We start from the raw sequence: 16,513 nt of genomic DNA on the forward strand, positions 1-16,513 counted from the left end.
ATCGTTGCGAGGTCGAAGTGATCCACCAGAACCACCACCGTGTGATGCGGGTGCTTGACGACGTCCTGGGGCTCGGTCAACTGCATCTCCAAAACCGCCTTTTCACTGCGATATTGGCGATTGAGGCGCATCAGGGCGAACACCAGGATCGGGAATACCACGATTACCAGCCAGGCGCCTTCAGTGAACTTGGCGATCGCGAAGATCAACACCACCGTTGTCGCCAAGATCGCCGCAGACAGGTTGATCGCAAGCTTGCGACGCCAGCCCGGGTCGCGATGACCGAGGTGGTACTTCGTCATTCCGTAACCGCAAATTGAGAAACCCATGAAGACCCCCATGGCGTACAGCGGCACCACCGCGTCGACCGAGCCGTCGGTGACGATCACCAGAGCGGTCGAGACCACCGTCAGCACCAGAATCGCGTTGGAGAACACCAGTCGATGCCCGCGCTTCATCATCGGCCGGGGCAGGAAACTGTCCTCGGCGACGAAGCTGGTCAATGCTGGAAAGCCGTTGAAGCTGGTGTTGGCGCCGAAGAACAGGATCGTCGCACTCGCCGCCTGCAGCAGGGCGAACAAGATGTTGCCAATGGTGTCGCTGCCAAAGACCGCGCGAGCAATCTCGGACAGCATCGAAGGGTATCCAGCGGTGTAGGGAGTCGCGTGGGTGACGTGCGCCAGCCAGATAACTCCCAGCAGTAGGAATCCGAGCAGACAGGCCATCGTGGTGAGCGCCTTGCGGGCATTGGGCCCCTGCGGCCGGCGGAACACGTTGACCGCGTCGGCGATCGCCTCGACACCGGTCAACGACGTGCCACCGTTGGCGAACGCACGCAGCAAGACCAGGATGGTCGCGCCCATGACCAAGCCGTTGCCCTGATGCACCGGTACCGCCCCGACGATGTGCTCGGAGTCGTATTTGGGCAGGCTGCCGAAAATTTCTCGCACGACACCGGTCACGATCAGCGTTGTCATCATCGTCGCGAAGGCGTATACCGGAACCGCGAAGAGCCGGCCGGCCTCCTTGAGGCCGCGTAGGTTGCCGAACGCGATCAGCAGCAACGCTCCCACGGTGATCTCCAGGTGGTACGGCCCCAGACTGGGCGCGGCGGAAACCACCGCCACGGTGCCCGCCGAGCACTGGATGGCCACGGTAACCACGTAGTCGATCAGCAGAGCAGCCGACGATAGCTGCGCAATCCGTGGCCCAAAGTTCGCTCGGGCCACCACGTAGGAGCCCCCGCGCTGGGTGTAGACCATCACGACCTGGCGGTAGGACGCGGTGACCAGAGCCAGGATCAACAGGATCACACCGGCAAGCGGAAGGATCAGCGTGAATGCCGCCATCCCGGCCGCGGGTAGTAGCTCGATCAGGATCTGCTCGGGACCGTATGCCGTCGACGAGACCGGGTCCGGCGAAAGTGCGCCCAACGCAATGGGATTCGATAAACTCTCATGCTCGAGTTCTTCGTTGATCAGCGGCTTGCCGAGAAAAAACCGCTTCCATGCATCGCCGAAACTCGACGGGGCCTTGAGTTCGCCAGGTGTCTCTACCACAGTGATGCTCGTCCCCACCCTTACAGTAAGAATACTTACGCAATACTTACGCCCGTGAAGGGTAGCGGCTCTCGCCGGGATCGGCAGAACCAAGTCAGCACCGCCGGGGGCTATTTTGAGCCTTCTTCCAGGTCACCCTTCTCGGCTGTTCGACGCGAGATCAGGGCGCGGGTGCTGTGGCCTGCGTCTTCTCTGAGGTATCCGGCGAATGACCCGGACCGTCAACATCGCCGGCCTTGATCACCTGGACGACCCGGGACCCGACGTCGTAGGCCATAATCTGTGCGCTCGCGCCCGGGATTCGGCTGATCGCGCGGCCTATCATGTCCGCGGTCCGGTCGTGCAGCAATCGATCGGCGAGCGGCGAGTACATCCGGCGCGGCAGCAAGACCGTCATTGTTGCGTGCGGGTAATCGCGCTTGAGCTGCTCAACCAGTTCCCGAGCCGCTCGATTGAGGTTTCGATCCTCGCAGTCGACCATCCGCAATTCGACGTTCTGACCGAAGCGCGGCCATCGAACCTGTAGTCGGGCCGCCCGCGCGTCGTCCAACACAAAATGCACAGCCGTCAGTTCGTCGGCGTGCAGGCCCCGGGCGTAACGCAGTGCCTCGACCTGCGCGGGGTCGATGGAATCGATGAACAACAGCACCCGGTGTCGCGGGTGCCTGGTCAAATCCGGACGCTCTGCAAGCGCCAACTCAAGCACCGATGCCTCCGCGCGGTACTGCTTGTTGACCCTGACCAGGATGAACACCAGCGCGGGAAAAACCACCACGATCAGCCAAGCGCCTTCGGTGAACTTCGCCGTCGCGAAGATCAGCACCACCGTCGTCGACAAGATCCCAGCCGACAGGTTGATCGCCGCCTTGTAGCGCCAGCCGTTATGACGTTGTCTCAGATGGTATTTGGTCATTCCATAGCCGGTCATCGCGAAAGCGCTGAAGACACCCATAGCGAAGAGTGGCACCAACGCATTGACCGAGCCTCCGGTGGCCAGTAAAAGGACGACCGCCAGGGTCGTCAGCAGAATGATGGCGTTGGAAAAGACCAGCCGATGACCACGCTTCATCAACGGCCTGGGCAAGAAGCTGTCCTCGGCGACGAAGTTCGCGAGGGCGGGGAATCCGTTGAAGCTGGTGTTGGCCCCGTTGTAGAGGATCGCGGCACTGGCGGCCTGCAGCATGAAATACAGAACCTTGCCGATGAGCCCGTTGCCGAACACGGCGCGACCGATCTCGGAGAGCATCGACGGGTATCCCGCGGAATACGGCGCCGCGTGAGTCAGGTACGCCAACCACGCCACACCCGCGAGCAACAGCCCCAGGACCCAGGCCATGATGGTCAGCACCCGGCGCGCGTTAGGGCCCTCCGGTTTGCGAAACAGGTTGACGGTGTTGGAGATCGCCTCCACCCCGGTCAGCGACGAGCCGCCGTTGGCGAACGCCCGCAGGATCACCAGGATCGTCGCGCCCATCACCAGGCCGTTGCCCTGCTGGATCGGCACGACGCCGTCCATGTGTTGCGGGTCGTATAACGGCAGATTCCCGAGCACTTCACGAACTATGCCGACCACGATCATCAGCGTGAGCATGCCGATGAACCAGTACGTCGGCACCGCGAACGTTCGGCCCGCCTCGCGCAACCCGCGCAGGTTCGCGTAGCAGAAAATGAGCACCGCACCGACCGACATTTCCAGGCTGTAGGGGCCCAGCACCGGTATCGCCGACACCACCGCCACGGTGCCGGCCGCACACTGAATGGCCACGGTGACCACGTAGTCGATCAGGAGCGCCGCCGCCGCGATCTGCGCCACCCGGGGGCCGAAGTTCTCCCGGGCCACGATGTAAGAGCCGCCGGCCCGGGTGTAGGCCATCACGACTTGCCGATACGACGCGGAGACCAGCAGCAGGATCAGCAGGATTACACCGATCAACGGAAGCAGCAGCACAAACGCCGCCATCCCGGCGGCCGGCAGCAACTCGACCATGATCTGCTCGGGACCGTACGCCGTCGAGGAGATCGCATCCGGCGAAAGCGCGCCCAGGGCGACAGAATTCGACAGCTTCTCGTGCTGGAGTTCGTCGTTGATCAACGGCTTGCCGAGCACGACTCGCTTCCACACGTCAACAAACGACGGTGCAACCTGGTACTCGGCAGCCGGACGGGTCACACGCCATTCGTAACCCACGACAGCGCTTCGCGCCGGACCCAATACGGACCCAATACGGGCGCTGCCGCTATCCTTAACGGTATCTTGACAGCGACTGTATCGGCAGGTAGCGCCGTGAAGAAGGCGACGGAAACGTCGATATGGTGGCACGCGGCGCATGTGCCTTGAAATGATGTAGGCGTGACGGACGAGACAACGAACGGTTCCGGCCCCGAGCCGACGGCATCAGACCCTGCCACGGTCTTCTCCGCGCTGGCCGAAATCATCTACCAGGGCTCGGAGTCGAGCCAGATTTACGCAGCGATCTGTGTCGCGGCCACACTCGTGGTCGCCGGATGCGATCATGCGAGCCTGCTGGTGCGCCGCGATGGTCGCTACGTCACGGTAGGCGCCAGCGACAGCATCGCGCAGCGCATCGACGACATGGAGCGGGTGGCCGGAGACGGGCCGTGTGTCGACGCGATCGAGGAAGAGACGCCACAGATCGAAACCGACCTCACCACACCCACCCAGTGGCCACGCTTGGCGTCCCGGATCGTCGCCGAAACCCCGGTGCGCGGTGCGATGGGATTTCGCATTCTGGTGGACAAGCGCAAGACCGGAGCGCTCAACCTGTTCAGCGACCGGGCCGGCGTGTTCGACACAGAGGCGGCCGGGCAGGCCGTCGTGCTGGCCTCGTTCGCCAGCGTGGCAATCAACGCGGTCGCCCAGGGCGAGGACGTCTCGACCTTGCGCCGCGGGCTGCTCTCCAACCGGGAGATCGGTAAAGCCGTGGGAATGCTGATGATGCTGAACGGCGTCGACGAGCAAGAGGCGTTCAACAGCTTGCGCCGGTACTCGCAGGATCTGAACATCAAACTGGCCGACGTTGCACGCAGCGTGATCGAGAACCGCGGCAAACCGATATTCGGTGAGGACAACCGGGTTTAGCCCGGTATCGCGCTAATCGGGCAAACGAAGCTCGGGCTTTTCAACCTCTTCGATGTTGACGTCTTTGAACGTGACGACCCGCACCTGTTTGACGAACCGGGCCGGCCGGTACATGTCCCAGACCCACGCATCGGACAACCGCAGCTCGAAGTAGACCTCGCCGTCGGCATTGCGTGGAAACATCTCCACGCTGTTTGCCAGATAGAACCGGCGCTCGGTTTCCACCACGTAGCTGAACTGGCCCACGATGTCCTTGTATTCGCGGTACAGCGAGAGCTCCATCTCGGTTTCATACTTTTCGAGATCTTCGGCACTCATCAGCTCAACAGTCCTTCTCCGCCCCGTGGTTGATCGACCAGATCCATCTTTGCGCACTCGTCTTCACGCCGCTGATCCGGCTGGTCGTCGTCGCCCGGCAGGGACCCCGCACGGCGCACGTTGATGAACGAATACCGGTGCTGGGGGCACGGGCCCAACTCGGTCAGCGCGGCCGAATGCGCCGCGGTGCTGTAGCCCTTGTGCACCGCGAATCCGTAGCCCGGATGGTCCGCCTCCATCTCGACCATCAGCCGGTCGCGGCTGACTTTGGCCAGCACGCTGGCCGCGGCGATGCACGCGGCCGCTGCGTCACCACCGATCACCGGCAGCGACGGCACCGCCAAACCCGGAACCCGAAAGCCGTCACTGAGCACGTAGCCGGGGCGAATCGACAACCCGGCCACCGCGCGACGCATTCCTTCGATGTTGGCGGCGTGCACACCGCGCCGGTCGACGTCGGCCGACGGGATGAACACCACGTGATAAGCCAGCGCGTACCGCCGAATCAGCGGGAACAGCTTCTCCCGCGACTTCTCGGTGAGCTTCTTCGAATCATCCAGAGCGGCAAGGCTTTCCAGCCTGCCATGCCCCAGTACGCACGCCGCGACCACCAGCGGTCCGGCGCACGCGCCACGGCCGACTTCGTCCACACCGGCCACCGGTCCCAGACCGCTGCGGTACAGCGCGGACTCCAGGGTGCGCAGCCCCCGCGGACCTCCAGCTTTGCGGATGACCGCCCGAGGCGGCCAGGTGGTGGCCATCTTTACGGATTCTGCTGCGGGTTCACCGATCGCACAGCACCCCAGCGCGCGGGCGGCCAGACAATGAACCTCGCCTTGCCGATGACGTTGTCGACCGGCACCGTGCCGGCCATCGGGTCCCCGGTGCACAGCAGGCCCTTGATCGCGTCCGCAGGGGTGCTGGTGCAGTGCGCCCGCGAGTCCGCCGAGTGCGTGCGGTTGTCCCCCATCACCCACAGCCGCCCCGGCGGGACGTGGACGGGCCCGAACTCGGGCCCCAGGCAGGGGTAGATGGCCGGGTCGGCGTTCATCGTGGCCGGATCCAGATACGGCTCGTAGAGTCGCTTGCCGTCAACCGTGAGCCCGGTGTTGTTGCGGCACTGCACGGTTTGGTCGCCCACCGCGATGACGCGCTTGACCAAGTCGTTCTCGTCCGGCGGCACGAACCCGATGAACGACAGCGAATTCTGCAGCCAACGGATCGCGGAGTCGTGGGACCGAATCGACTTGTATCCGATGTTCCACGACGGCGGACCCTTGAACACGATGACGTCACCGGGGTGCGGCGAACTGAAATCGTAGGTCACCTTGTCCACCATGATCCGGTCGCCGACACAGCCCGGGCAGCCGTGCAGCGTGGGTTCCATCGACTCCGACGGGATCAGGTAGGGCCGGGCCACGAACGTCAGCATGACGTAGTACAACAGCAGCGCGATGACGGCCAGAACCACGGTTTCCCGGATAGCCCCGCGCTTCTTGTCGTCGTGATCGGTGTCGTCCGCATCCGCCGCCGGAGCGGGCGGCGGTGTTGTCACGACATCTGGCTCGGCCGGGCCGGAATCGGGTTGGCCTTCAGGCGAGTCGGTCGTGTCATTCACAGCTTCAGCGTAGTCAGCGCCACTGCGCGGTCCGGCAGAGCCGCCGCAGAAACGCCGACGGTACCGGAAATCAGCGCTTTTCCTTGATCTTGGCTTTCTTGCCGCGCAGCTCGCGCAGGTAGTAGAGCTTGGCGCGACGAACGTCACCGCGGGTCACGACCTCGATGTGATCGATATTGGGCGAGTGCACCGGGAAGGTCCGCTCGACGCCGACGCCGTAACTCTCCTTGCGGACGGTGAAGGTCTCCCGAACCCCGCCGCCCTGGCGGCGTAGCACCACGCCTTTGAAGACCTGGATGCGCTCTTTGGCGCCCTCAATGACCTTCACGTGCACGTTGATGGTGTCACCGGGGTGAAAGGCCGGGAGGTCATCGCGCAGCGACGTCTTGTCGACGAAGTCCAGGGTGTTCATGTCGGAGACACTTCCTTGCGGTCGCGGCCATGACTGCCGCTCGCCGCTGCAGGCGTGTGAGCAGGCAACTCAGCCGATGGGGTCGGACATCTGGGAGTCTCACAGGGGACGGAAGCGAGCCGAACGGCCGACAACCGCTGGAGACAACTGGTCAATTGTGCCAGATCGGGCCCACGCGGCGAAATCGTGGGCAAATGGTGGCGATCTCGGCGGTCCGTCGGTGTCACGCGCTGGGCGCGAGCGTGCGTGTCTGTACACGACACGCCGAGTTGCGCTGTACCAGCGGGCACGCTCGTCGGGAGCGACGGAACCGGGCGCTAGCGGCGGTCCCACAGGTCGGGTCTGCGTTCACGCGTCCGGTGCTCGCCGGCCTGCCGCCGCCACGCGGCCACGCGGGCGTGGTCGCCGGATAGCAGCACCTCGGGAACGTCGAGTCCCCGCCAGCTCGGCGGCCTGGTGTAGGACGGGCCCTCGAGCACCCCGTCGGAATGCGAATCGTCTTGGTGGGAAGCCGGATTGCCCAGCACGTTGGGCAACAGCCGCAGTACGGCCTCGATCATGACCAGCGCCGCCGCCTCGCCGCCCGGCAGCACGTAGTCACCAATGGACACCTCCTCCACCCGCATCCGCGTGGCCGCGTCCTCCGCGACCCGCTGGTCGATTCCCTCGTAACGGCCACAGGCGAACACCAGATGGGATTCGCCGCCCCACCGCTGCGCGGTGGACTGAGTGAACAATCGACCGGCCGGCGTCGGGATGACGAGAAGCGTTTCGCTCGAACAGATCTCATCGAGCGCTTCGCCCCACACTGGCGCCTTCATCACCATCCCGGGGCCGCCGCCATACGGGGAGTCGTCAACCGAATGGTGCACGTCGTAGGTCCACCGACGAAGGTCGTGCACGCCAAACTCGACGAGACCCGACTCGATGGCCTTGCCCGGCAACGACTGTCGCAGCGGCTCCAGATAAGACGGGAAGATCGTGACGACGTCGACTCTCATCTTCGCGCCCCTCAGTTCTCCAAGTCCAGCAGACCGTCGGGTGGATCGATTTCGACGACACCGTCCGCCAACGACACCGACGTCACGATCGCGCTGACGAACGGCACCAGCAATTCGGGGGCCTGCTCACGCTTGACCGCCAACAGCTCACCCGCCGCGGTGTGCAAAACCTCGGTGACAGTGCCTAATTCGAGGCCCGCCGTGGTCTGAACCCGCAAGCCTTCGAGTTGGTGATCGTAGTACGTATCGTCCTCGTCGATGGGCGGCAAATCCGTCGAGTCGACGACGAATACGCTGCCCCGCAGCGCGTCGGCTGCATCGCGGTCGGCCACACCGGACAGCCGCACCAGGAGGCGAACGCCGTGCGGGCGGACCGACTCCACGGTGTAGCTACGTTCGCGACGATCAGACCCCTTGGCGCGCAGCGTCGATCCCGGCGCGAAACGACGCGCGGGGTCGTCGGTGCGGACGTCGACGACGAGTTCACCAGTGATGCCGTGCGCTTTGACCACGCGCCCGACCATCAGCTCCACGCCGAGTTCTCCGCTACTGGTCGGTGTCCACTACGTCGACGCGAATGCCGCGACCACCGATGCCGGCGACCAGGGTGCGTAGCGCAGTCGCGGTACGTCCGCCGCGACCGATCACCTTGCCGAGATCTTCGGGGTGGACATGCACTTCGACGGTCCGGCCACGCCGGTTGGTGACCAGATCGACGCGCACATCGTCGGGGTTGTCGACGATTCCGCGGACCAGGTGTTCGACGGCGTCAACGACGACGGTGCTCATGGCCGCACTCAGCTCTCGGTCGCGGGTTCGGCCTGCTCGGCGACGGCGGCGTCAGCGGCCGGCGCGTCGGTGTCCTCGGCAGGTTTCGGCGCTTCGTCGGATTTGGCCGGTTTGTCGGCGGCTTTCTTCGCCGGCGCCTTCTTCTGCTTGGGCTTGGCGGCGTCGGTGTCGGGTCCACCGTCGGCGGCGGCCAGCGCCGCATTGAACAGCTCGAGCTTGGTCGGCTTGGGCTTGGCGACCTTCAACCGGCCCTCGGCACCGGGCAGGCCCTTGAACTTCTGCCAGTCGCCGGTGATCTTGAGCAGCTTGAGGACGGGCTCGGTCGGCTGGGCGCCCACCGACAGCCAGTACTGGGCACGCTCGGAGTCGACCTCGATCAGGCTCGGCTCTTCCTTCGGGTGATACCGGCCGATGACTTCGATCGCGCGGCCTTCGCGACGTGTCCGCGAATCGGCGACTGCGATGCGGTACTGCGGATTGCGGATCTTGCCGAGCCGGGTGAGCTTGATTTTTACAGCCATGGTGAAGCGACTTCTCCTCGAAAGTGTCACGCTGCAATTCAGCGATGCGGGCGGGGGTGCCCGGATCCGGTTTTGCCTCGCGTGTGTGACCGTCGAGCAAGCACCGCTGTGGCGGCGGGTCGCGCGACGGACAGCAGCCTATTGTGCCAGAACCCGTGCTTGAGTCCGAAATTCACGCCGACCGGGCGGGGTGCTACATGACTTTCTGGAAGCATTTGGTCTCGACACGACGCGTCATTCGCCAGCCGTCGGGGGTCCGGACGAATTCGTCGTCGTACCACAGTCCGCAGAACATGATCTGTTGGTCGGGACCGGAGCCCGCCGGCAAGACCATCGGGTTGAAGCAGATCGTCCGCGACGACGCGGTGTCTGCGTCGACGCGGACCGAGAAATTGCCCAGCATGTGCGCATACATCGGAAAGTTCGGCAGCACCTCGGCCAGCCACGCCTTGACCTGGGGATAGTGGCCTTCGATCCCGCCGAGGGCCGTGTAATCGATGTACGCGTCAGGGGTGAACACGGCGTCGAGATCATCGAAGCGCCGGGTGTCGATCGCGGTCGAGTAGTCCGTGATCAGCTGCTGGATTTCCAACCGGTCGGAGATTTCGGCGTGACTCAACATCACTCGATTGAACACCTGCCGGCCGGTGACGATGCTGCTTGCCCCTGCAAGCCGAGGAGGAGCCGGTAAGGTCCCTGCCCATGCGGATGCTGCTGGCCGCAATTGCGGCCGTTGTGACCTTTGCCGGCCCCAGCACGATGGCCTGGGCCGATGCCGGCGTACAGCCGGTCGGCTCGATGCCGATACCGGACGGCCCGGCGCAGACGTGGCTAGTGGCCGACCTCGACTCCGGCCTGGTGCTGGCCGCGCGGGACGAGAACCTCCGCCACCCACCGGCGAGCACTATCAAGGTGTTGCTGGCACTGGTGGCGCTCGATGAGCTGAGCCTGGATTCGACCGTCGTCGCCGATGCCGCCGACAGCCATGTCGAGTGCAGTTGCGTCGGGGTGAAAGCCGGTCACAGCTACACGGCGCGCCAACTTCTCGACGGACTGCTCCTGGTGTCCGGCAACGACGCGGCCAACACACTGGCCGACATGCTTGGCGGCATGGACGCGACAGTGGCCAAGATGAACGCCAAGGCTGTGTCACTCGGCGCGGTGAACACCCACGCCTCGACGCCGTCCGGCCTGGACGGGCCGGGTGGATCGGGCTGGTCGACGGCCCACGACCTCGCGGTCATCTTCCGCGCGGCCATGGCCAACCCGGTGTTTGCTCAGATCACCGCCGAGCCGTCGGCGATGTTCCCTGGTGATGGTGGAGAGCACCCTATCGTCAACCGCGACGAGCTGCTGACCCGCTATCCCGGCGCGATCGGCGGCAAGACGGGGTTCACCGACGCAGCACGCAAGACGTTCGTCGGCGCCGCAGCTCGCGCAGGACGCCGTCTGGTGGTAGCCATGATGTATGGGTTGGTGCGCGAAGGCGGACCGACTTACTGGGATCAGGCCGCGGGCCTACTCGACTGGGGCTTCGCGCTCAATCCGCAAACGGGAATAGGCACGCTGTAGGGAAAGTGTCCGTGATTTCGGCTAGTCTTTCCAGTGCCAGGGGCGCTCCATTGCGCAAGAGTTCAATGTGAGTGTCTACTGTGTCCCGTCGACACATGTCGACATCGTCCGTGGGTTGAGTCGACAGCCATTACCAACAATGTCTGCGTTGCGAAGCGTCAACGCGGGTGTCCGTGAGGAATGAGAGATCGATGATGGCCGACAACCAACACGCGGCAGCTGGTTCGCCACCACCGTCGGACAAAGACGCCTTCTACGCCCACGAAGCTGAGGTCGATGGGCTCGCGGTGGTGTCGGTTGGCGGAAGCGTGGACATGCTCACCGCCCCCGGGCTGTCCGAGGCCATCGGCGCCGCGCTGGCCAAGCGGCCCAAGGGCTTGATCGTCGACTTGTCCAAGGTCGAGTTTCTGGGTTCGGCCGGTATCAGCGTGCTGATGAAGGCCCGCGACACCCTGGGCGACGCCACCCCGTTCTGCGTGGTCGCCGACGGCCCGGCCACCCACCGGCCGCTCACGCTGCTGGGAATCAGTGAGCTGATGAGCCTGTGCCGCAGGCTGGACGACGCGGTCAGCATGCTCACCGACAGCTGACGATCAGGTCGGTAGGCCGATTCCGCTCAGCAGCGAAGACAGCAGGGCGATCCTCCGCGCCTCGATCTCGGGTTGAGGCAGCACTGCCCTCAACATCGCCGCCCCGTCGAAGGTGTTGGTCAGCAGTGCAACCAGCACCGGGAAGGTGTCCTCGGCGAGATCGTCGGCCCCGGGGAGTGCGCGCGCGGCATCGCAAATCTTGGTGGTGTACTGCTCGAGCACGAGTTGCAAGGTCGCGCTGAGCTTTTCGTCGGTGCGGGCGGCGATCATCAGTTCGTAGAGCACAGCGTTGGTGGCACTGCTGGTGATGTCACGCAGAATGGTCAGGCCCGCCTCGATCGCCGGCCGGTCTGACGGTATCGCCGCGACCTGCTTGGTGAACGAATCCAGTTGGCGCCGAAGCACTTCGTAGGCGGTGGCGGCCATGAAGTCGCCCATCGTGTCGAAGTGCCGAAACAGGGCACCGACCGACACCCCGGCGCGTTTGGTGATCACCGCGGCCGAGGCCCGCGCGTACCCGACTTCGATGATCGTCGCGATACTGGCCTCGAGCAGGCGCGCCACCGTCTCTTCGCGGCGCTGCTGCTGGGTCCGTGCCATCGTGGCGACCTACGCGCTCGCATCGGCGAGTTGCCGATGCCGGGCGCCCGCCCGCAGGTAGCGGCCGGACTTCACCGTTGTCCCGTAGCCTTCCCGGAATTCGCCGGCGCGGAACACCACCGCGCCGCCCACACCGGTCGCGACGACGGCGTCGTCGTTGCGATTGACCATGCGGCTCAGATCGCCGTAGAACGGCACCTTTTCCTCGTGGTAGGCGTCCACCGACTCGTCCAGGCCGGCCGGGTCGATCACGACGAAGTCGGCGCGGTCGCCTTCGCGCAGGGTGCCGGCGTCCAGACCGAACCATTCGGCGACTTCACCGGTGAGGCGATACACGGCGCGCTCGATCGTGATGAACGGCCGACCTTGCTGGTAGGCGTCCAGCGTGCGCTTGAGGAATCGCACCGGGAAGTTGTAGAACGCCATGTTGCGCAGGTGCGCCCCGGCGTCGGAGAAACCGAGGTGGATGCTCGGGTCTGCCGCCAGCTTGTCAAGCTGCTTGGGTCGATGGTTGGCGACGATCGTCGTCCAGCGCACGTTGCGCTCACCGTTTTCCACCAGGACGTCGAGAAACGCGTCGAGCGGGTGGAGTTTGCGCTCGTCGGCGATCGCACCGAAGCTCTTGCCGATCAGCGACTTGTCCGGGCACTCGACGATGACCGCGTCGTGAAAGTCCTTGTGCCACAGTGATGGTCCGAGCTTGACGCGGTCGAACTGGCGGCGGAAGCGGCGACGATACTCCTCGTCGGCCAGCAATTCGTTGCGCTCTAACTGGTCTCGCAGATGCAGCGCTGCGGTGCCCGCGCCGAACTCTTCGAAGACCGGCAGGTCGATGCCGTCGGAGTACAGCTCGAACGGCACCGGAAGGTGCTGAAAACGCACCTTGGAGCGCAGCAGGAAGTTCATCAGGCGGGTACCCCGGCCGAAGACGTGCACGGCCAGCGGCATCGACTTGGCGTCAGCGGACACCAGCAAGCTCATCCGAACCGCCTTGCGCAGCCCCAACAGTGGGCTGCTCGCGAGGAAGAACAGCAGCGCCGACTCGGCCTTGGCGACATTAGGCGCGCTCTGCAAAATGCGGCCGCGCTTGCGCAAGACCTTGATCAGCTTGCGGCGTTCGCGCCAGGTCGCGAACGTGGACGGCAGTGCGCGCGAGCGGAACCGGTCACCGTCGAGCTTGTCGATTGCCGCGTCCATCCCCGACATGCCGAGCATCCCGGCTTTGAGTGCGTCGTCAAGCAGGGTCGCCATCGTGTTGAGCTCGGCGTCGGTGGGCTGGATATCGGGGGTGGTGGCGCGTTCGAGGCCCAGCACCGCGGTCCGCAGGTCCGAATGGCCAAGCAGCGAGCTCACATTCGGCCCGAGCGGCAGATCGTCGATGGCCTTGACGTACTCGGCGGGTGTCGACCAGGTCTTGTTCTGCAAGGCGCCGAGAACGAACTTGCGGGGCACCGCCTCGACCCGGCTGAACAGGTCGGCGGCGTCATCAGCGTCGGCGTAAACCGTCGACAGCGAGCACATGCCCAGCAGCACGGTGGTGACCCCGTGCCGCACCGACTCGCGCAACCCGGGGTCGAGCAGCACCTCGGCGTCGTAGTGGGTGTGCACGTCGACGAATCCGGGGACGACCCACTTGCCCTTGGCGTCGATGACCTCCGGGCAGCCGGTCTCATCCAAGCGGTCGGACTCGGCCCCGGAGACAATTGTGGCCACCACTCCCCCGCGAATGCCCAGCGTACGGGTCTGTGGCGCACTTCCGGTGCCGTCAAACCACAATCCGTCTCGAATGATCACGTCGTAGCTCATGTGCGCCGCTCCTCCACATCGTTGGGGTGATGCGAATCTAACATAGAGAGTAAGTACTCGCAATCTTTCTTCGTCCGGCCAGCACGGACCCGCCCAGGTTGGTGTGGTTGGACGAGTGGTGCCGCTGCGACATTGCCGAGCAGGAACCGTTTACGAGGCGGAGATGGCCTCGCCGATTCCATGTCGTCGCTGAGCCGGTCGGCTTCGGTTGGCGCCAGTGCCTCCCGGTGCGCTTCTGAATGCCTCCGAACATGGCAGCCCGATCAGTGCGTCGTTGCCTCAACAAGACGACGTGGATCGCGCCCGTCGACATAGCCGATGAAAGGCGGGTAGAGCCCGTAACCGAGCATTGCCTGCAGACGGCGCGGGTACTGCGCGGCGACGGCAGGAGGCACCGCCAGCGTCATCGTCTCGATGGGTCGTACCCACGGCTCGCAGAACTGTGTGGTTATCCCGAGACGAGTCGTGTCGCCGACGTTGGCGCCGCCACGATGGTAGGTGGTGCCCAAAAACACCGCGACCGAGCCGGCGCTCATCTCGATCGTGCGGATCCGCGAGTCGAACTCGTCTACCGGCCCGCCTCCCCACCAATGGCTGCCCGGCAGGATTTCGGTCGCGCCGTTGGTGGAGGTGAAATCATCGAGCGCCCACACAGCAGACACCCCAAGGTGTTGGCGCGGGCGCGGCAACGCGCAATGCCCGTCGTCGGGGTGCAACGACTGCGCCGTCTCGCCCGGATGGACATTGATCGCAATGTGGGCCGAGAGCAGATACGCCGGATGAAGAAGTTGCTCCAGCAACGCCGCCAGGTCGGGATGCGTTGCCAGAACTGCAGTTGAGGGAGCTTTGGCCAGTAGCGCGTAAACACGCTGGGACCGCAGGCCCTCGAAGTCGTTGCGACCGAACGGCGCCGACGTCAGCAACGGCGTCATCTCGTCGCGAATTAATTCGACGTCACAATCGCCCAGTACGTTGTCAAGCACCACGTAACCCTGCGATTGGAGCTGCGTGAGCGCGGAGCTCATGGCGGTCAACGGGATTCCTGCGCCGTTGCGCTGAGCGCCACGTCGGATCCGTTCTGCGCCAGCATGAGTGCGACGAAGCGGTACAACGCCAGCAGCGAGATGAATCCGAACATGAAAAGGGTGACGCTGCCGACGGACTCGTTGACCGGATTGAGGAATAGCGCGAACGCGTATGACCCGATGACCAGGATGGGTGCAGTGTCAACCCAGCTGAGTGGGCGTACCGATGACCAGGCCAGCGCGTCCTTTCCCAGGGTGGGGATGAGCACGAATGAGATGACCATGGTGACGACGAAGCCCCAGACCGTCCATCCCAACGGTAGCGCCGGATCGCCGAAGAACGAGTCCTGCGGGGGCAGTGCGCGGGACTTGCCGACCCACTCGTATACACCGACCTTGGTGCAAAAACCGTTGGCAAGAAAAGCGATCCAGGCGTGCAGCATCCCGTAGAGCACGCAGCGCCATACCACCTGCCAAGGCCGCAACGTATGCGGATTCACCACGATCTTCCCGTCGAGCACCATATTGACGATCACGTAGACCGGCCATAACAGCGCCGTCATCCCGATTGGAACAATCAGGGGAACGCTTCCGATATGGGGACCCAGCATCGGTAAGTGGCCGTAGCGCAGATCGCCCCAAATGAACCCGCCGAACGTGATGTTGGCCTGTTCGAACGCCCACTCCACCACCGTCGCGATGAGGAAGTACGCCGAAGCGAGTTTCACGCCCAGGTGTTTGAGCATGTGCCCGAACACCGCCACCACAAGCGCGAGCGACGTGATGGTCTGCGGGATCACCGGCAAGCCTGCGCCGCCAGTCGCTATCCCCGACCAGAGAGTCATCACGACCCAGACCACGCAGGCGATACCGAGAGCTATGTCGACCGGGTTGTTCTGCCGCGCTCCATTACTCGTACGGCCGTCGGCGCTCGCGATCATTGACCACCGTCCTTCCGATCATTGAGACACCGTGCGCTGGCGGCTCGTCAGTCGAATATAATTCTAGAATAAAGCACTAGTCAATGCCGCGCTTCCGGTATGATTTAGTGATGTCCACCGCCACGCAGACTGGCTCTCCGCGTCGCCGTGCCATCCTCGACGCTGCGCTCACGATCTTTCTCCAGAACGGGGTGGCGGGTACCACCATCGAGGCTCTGCACCGCGAATCGGGGGCCAGCGTGGGCAGCATCTACCACTTCTTCGGGAGCAAAGAGGGCGTCGCCGCCGAGCTGTACATCGCCACGCTCCGTGCATACTTTGAGTTCTATCTTGCTGCGCTGCAACGGAGTTCGACGGCACGCGGCGGGATCGCAGGGTCCGTCCTCGCCCACTTGGAGTGGGTCGCGTCAAACGAGATCCAGGCGCGGTATCTGTTTCATTGCCGAGAGTACGAGGTCATCGAGGAGTCTCGGCCGGCGATCTCCGCGTTGAACGAACAGTTCTACAGCGAGGCCAGCGCTTGGCTACAGCCACACGTGGAGAGGGGCCGCATCAAACCCCTGCCGCCCCGGTTGTGCCAAGCGCTCTGGATGGGACCCAGTGTCGAATATGCCAGGCTGTGGCTTGCGCGGACGACGGAGTTCGACGTCCTCGACGCAGC

Annotated in this window: 18 protein-coding genes and 1 pseudogene; 4 read left to right on the forward strand and 15 right to left on the reverse strand. The window is 64.3% G+C overall.

The window, feature by feature from the left end; translation table 11 throughout:
• Positions 1-1,559 (reverse strand): APC family permease (locus AC2VOG_RS18610; RefSeq protein ID WP_486941311.1); only part of this gene is annotated, 1,559 nt, incomplete at its 3' end.
• Positions 1,560-1,809: 250 nt separating this feature from the next.
• Positions 1,810-3,729, reverse strand: a pseudogene (locus AC2VOG_RS18615) (APC family permease); the annotation flags it as partial.
• Positions 3,730-3,909: 180 nt separating this feature from the next.
• Here AC2VOG_RS18615 and AC2VOG_RS18620 point away from each other — a divergent pair.
• Entirely contained in the window at positions 3,910-4,659 is a 750-nt protein-coding gene (locus AC2VOG_RS18620; protein WP_486941312.1) for a GAF and ANTAR domain-containing protein, read from the forward strand.
• A gap of 12 nt (positions 4,660-4,671) precedes the next feature.
• Here the strand turns inward: AC2VOG_RS18620 and AC2VOG_RS18625 are convergent, their stop codons facing one another.
• The 9 genes from AC2VOG_RS18625 to AC2VOG_RS18665 all read right to left on the reverse strand — a co-directional run bounded on the left by AC2VOG_RS18625 (position 4,672) and on the right by AC2VOG_RS18665 (position 9,940).
• The gene (locus AC2VOG_RS18625; RefSeq protein WP_486941313.1) at positions 4,672-4,977 is read right to left on the reverse strand and encodes a DUF2469 domain-containing protein; all 306 of its coding nucleotides are present in this window, start codon (positions 4,975-4,977) and stop codon (positions 4,672-4,674) included.
• Positions 4,977-5,738: a ribonuclease HII gene (locus tag AC2VOG_RS18630; RefSeq protein ID WP_486941314.1), complete on the reverse strand. Its 762-nt coding sequence runs from the start codon at positions 5,736-5,738 to the stop codon at positions 4,977-4,979. Before AC2VOG_RS18630 ends, AC2VOG_RS18625 begins: the two co-directional genes overlap by 1 nt.
• Before the next feature lie 2 nt (positions 5,739-5,740).
• Positions 5,741-6,595, reverse strand: coding sequence for a signal peptidase I (gene lepB, locus AC2VOG_RS18635; protein ID WP_486941315.1), 855 nt, complete (start codon positions 6,593-6,595; stop codon positions 5,741-5,743).
• 70 nt (positions 6,596-6,665) lie between these two features.
• Positions 6,666-7,007 (reverse strand): 50S ribosomal protein L19, encoded by a 342-nt coding sequence (gene rplS, locus AC2VOG_RS18640; protein ID WP_486941316.1) that lies wholly within the window; start codon positions 7,005-7,007, stop codon positions 6,666-6,668.
• 317 nt (positions 7,008-7,324) lie between these two features.
• Positions 7,325-8,008, reverse strand: a complete 684-nt coding sequence (gene trmD / locus AC2VOG_RS18645; protein WP_486941317.1) for a tRNA (guanosine(37)-N1)-methyltransferase TrmD — start codon at positions 8,006-8,008, stop codon at positions 7,325-7,327.
• A gap of 11 nt (positions 8,009-8,019) precedes the next feature.
• Complete coding sequence (gene rimM / locus AC2VOG_RS18650; RefSeq protein WP_486941318.1) at positions 8,020-8,541, reverse strand: ribosome maturation factor RimM; 522 nt, start codon at positions 8,539-8,541, stop codon at positions 8,020-8,022.
• 13 nt (positions 8,542-8,554) lie between these two features.
• Positions 8,555-8,797, reverse strand: coding sequence for an RNA-binding protein (locus AC2VOG_RS18655; RefSeq protein ID WP_149373377.1), 243 nt, complete (start codon positions 8,795-8,797; stop codon positions 8,555-8,557).
• An 8-nt stretch (positions 8,798-8,805) separates the two neighbouring features.
• A complete protein-coding gene (rpsP, locus tag AC2VOG_RS18660; protein WP_486941319.1) occupies positions 8,806-9,318 on the reverse strand; it encodes a 30S ribosomal protein S16 in 513 nt (170 codons plus the stop codon).
• A 193-nt stretch (positions 9,319-9,511) separates the two neighbouring features.
• Positions 9,512-9,940: a nuclear transport factor 2 family protein gene (locus AC2VOG_RS18665; protein ID WP_486941320.1), complete on the reverse strand. Its 429-nt coding sequence runs from the start codon at positions 9,938-9,940 to the stop codon at positions 9,512-9,514.
• Positions 9,941-10,020: 80 nt separating this feature from the next.
• Between AC2VOG_RS18665 and AC2VOG_RS18670 the strand changes: the two genes are divergently transcribed.
• Both AC2VOG_RS18670 and AC2VOG_RS18675 read left to right on the forward strand, forming a co-directional pair.
• Entirely contained in the window at positions 10,021-10,890 is an 870-nt protein-coding gene (locus AC2VOG_RS18670) for a D-alanyl-D-alanine carboxypeptidase family protein (protein ID WP_486941321.1), read from the forward strand.
• A gap of 191 nt (positions 10,891-11,081) precedes the next feature.
• The gene (locus AC2VOG_RS18675; RefSeq protein WP_486941322.1) at positions 11,082-11,480 is read left to right on the forward strand and encodes an STAS domain-containing protein; all 399 of its coding nucleotides are present in this window, start codon (positions 11,082-11,084) and stop codon (positions 11,478-11,480) included.
• Positions 11,481-11,483: 3 nt separating this feature from the next.
• Here the strand turns inward: AC2VOG_RS18675 and AC2VOG_RS18680 are convergent, their stop codons facing one another.
• The 4 genes from AC2VOG_RS18680 to AC2VOG_RS18695 form a co-directional block, all read right to left on the reverse strand.
• Positions 11,484-12,080 (reverse strand): TetR/AcrR family transcriptional regulator, encoded by a 597-nt coding sequence (locus AC2VOG_RS18680; protein WP_486941323.1) that lies wholly within the window; start codon positions 12,078-12,080, stop codon positions 11,484-11,486.
• Between the two features lie 9 nt (positions 12,081-12,089).
• On the reverse strand, positions 12,090-13,886 hold the full coding sequence (locus AC2VOG_RS18685) for an N-acyl-D-amino-acid deacylase family protein (RefSeq protein WP_486941324.1): 1,797 nt from the start codon (positions 13,884-13,886) through the stop codon (positions 12,090-12,092).
• Between the two features lie 263 nt (positions 13,887-14,149).
• The gene (locus AC2VOG_RS18690) at positions 14,150-14,911 is read right to left on the reverse strand and encodes a phytanoyl-CoA dioxygenase family protein (RefSeq protein WP_486941325.1); all 762 of its coding nucleotides are present in this window, start codon (positions 14,909-14,911) and stop codon (positions 14,150-14,152) included.
• Positions 14,912-14,916: 5 nt separating this feature from the next.
• Entirely contained in the window at positions 14,917-15,852 is a 936-nt protein-coding gene (locus AC2VOG_RS18695; protein ID WP_486941326.1) for a hypothetical protein, read from the reverse strand.
• A 110-nt stretch (positions 15,853-15,962) separates the two neighbouring features.
• On the opposite strand from AC2VOG_RS18695, the gene AC2VOG_RS18700 reads away from it, so the two are divergent.
• Positions 15,963-16,513: TetR/AcrR family transcriptional regulator (locus AC2VOG_RS18700; RefSeq protein WP_486941327.1), on the forward strand; the 551-nt coding region annotated here is incomplete at its 3' end.

The sequence above is a fragment of the Mycobacterium sp. TH-M11 genome (assembly GCF_057473725.1).

Coding starts and splice junctions, on each gene's coding strand:
- AC2VOG_RS18625 (WP_486941313.1), bottom strand. CDS start 4,977: ATGAGTGCCGAAGATCTCGAAAAGTATGAAACCGAGATGGAGCTCTCG.
- AC2VOG_RS18630 (WP_486941314.1), bottom strand. CDS start 5,738: ATGGCCACCACCTGGCCGCCTCGGGCGGTCATCCGCAAAGCTGGAGGT.
- rplS (WP_486941316.1), bottom strand. CDS start 7,007: ATGAACACCCTGGACTTCGTCGACAAGACGTCGCTGCGCGATGACCTC.
- trmD (WP_486941317.1), bottom strand. CDS start 8,008: ATGAGAGTCGACGTCGTCACGATCTTCCCGTCTTATCTGGAGCCGCTG.
- AC2VOG_RS18655 (WP_149373377.1), bottom strand. CDS start 8,797: ATGAGCACCGTCGTCGTTGACGCCGTCGAACACCTGGTCCGCGGAATC.
- rpsP (WP_486941319.1), bottom strand. CDS start 9,318: ATGGCTGTAAAAATCAAGCTCACCCGGCTCGGCAAGATCCGCAATCCG.
- AC2VOG_RS18665 (WP_486941320.1), bottom strand. CDS start 9,940: ATGTTGAGTCACGCCGAAATCTCCGACCGGTTGGAAATCCAGCAGCTG.
- AC2VOG_RS18670 (WP_486941321.1), top strand. CDS start 10,021: ATGCGGATGCTGCTGGCCGCAATTGCGGCCGTTGTGACCTTTGCCGGC.
- AC2VOG_RS18675 (WP_486941322.1), top strand. CDS start 11,082: ATGATGGCCGACAACCAACACGCGGCAGCTGGTTCGCCACCACCGTCG.
- AC2VOG_RS18680 (WP_486941323.1), bottom strand. CDS start 12,080: ATGGCACGGACCCAGCAGCAGCGCCGCGAAGAGACGGTGGCGCGCCTG.
- AC2VOG_RS18685 (WP_486941324.1), bottom strand. CDS start 13,886: ATGAGCTACGACGTGATCATTCGAGACGGATTGTGGTTTGACGGCACC.
- AC2VOG_RS18690 (WP_486941325.1), bottom strand. CDS start 14,911: ATGAGCTCCGCGCTCACGCAGCTCCAATCGCAGGGTTACGTGGTGCTT.
- AC2VOG_RS18695 (WP_486941326.1), bottom strand. CDS start 15,852: ATGATCGCGAGCGCCGACGGCCGTACGAGTAATGGAGCGCGGCAGAAC.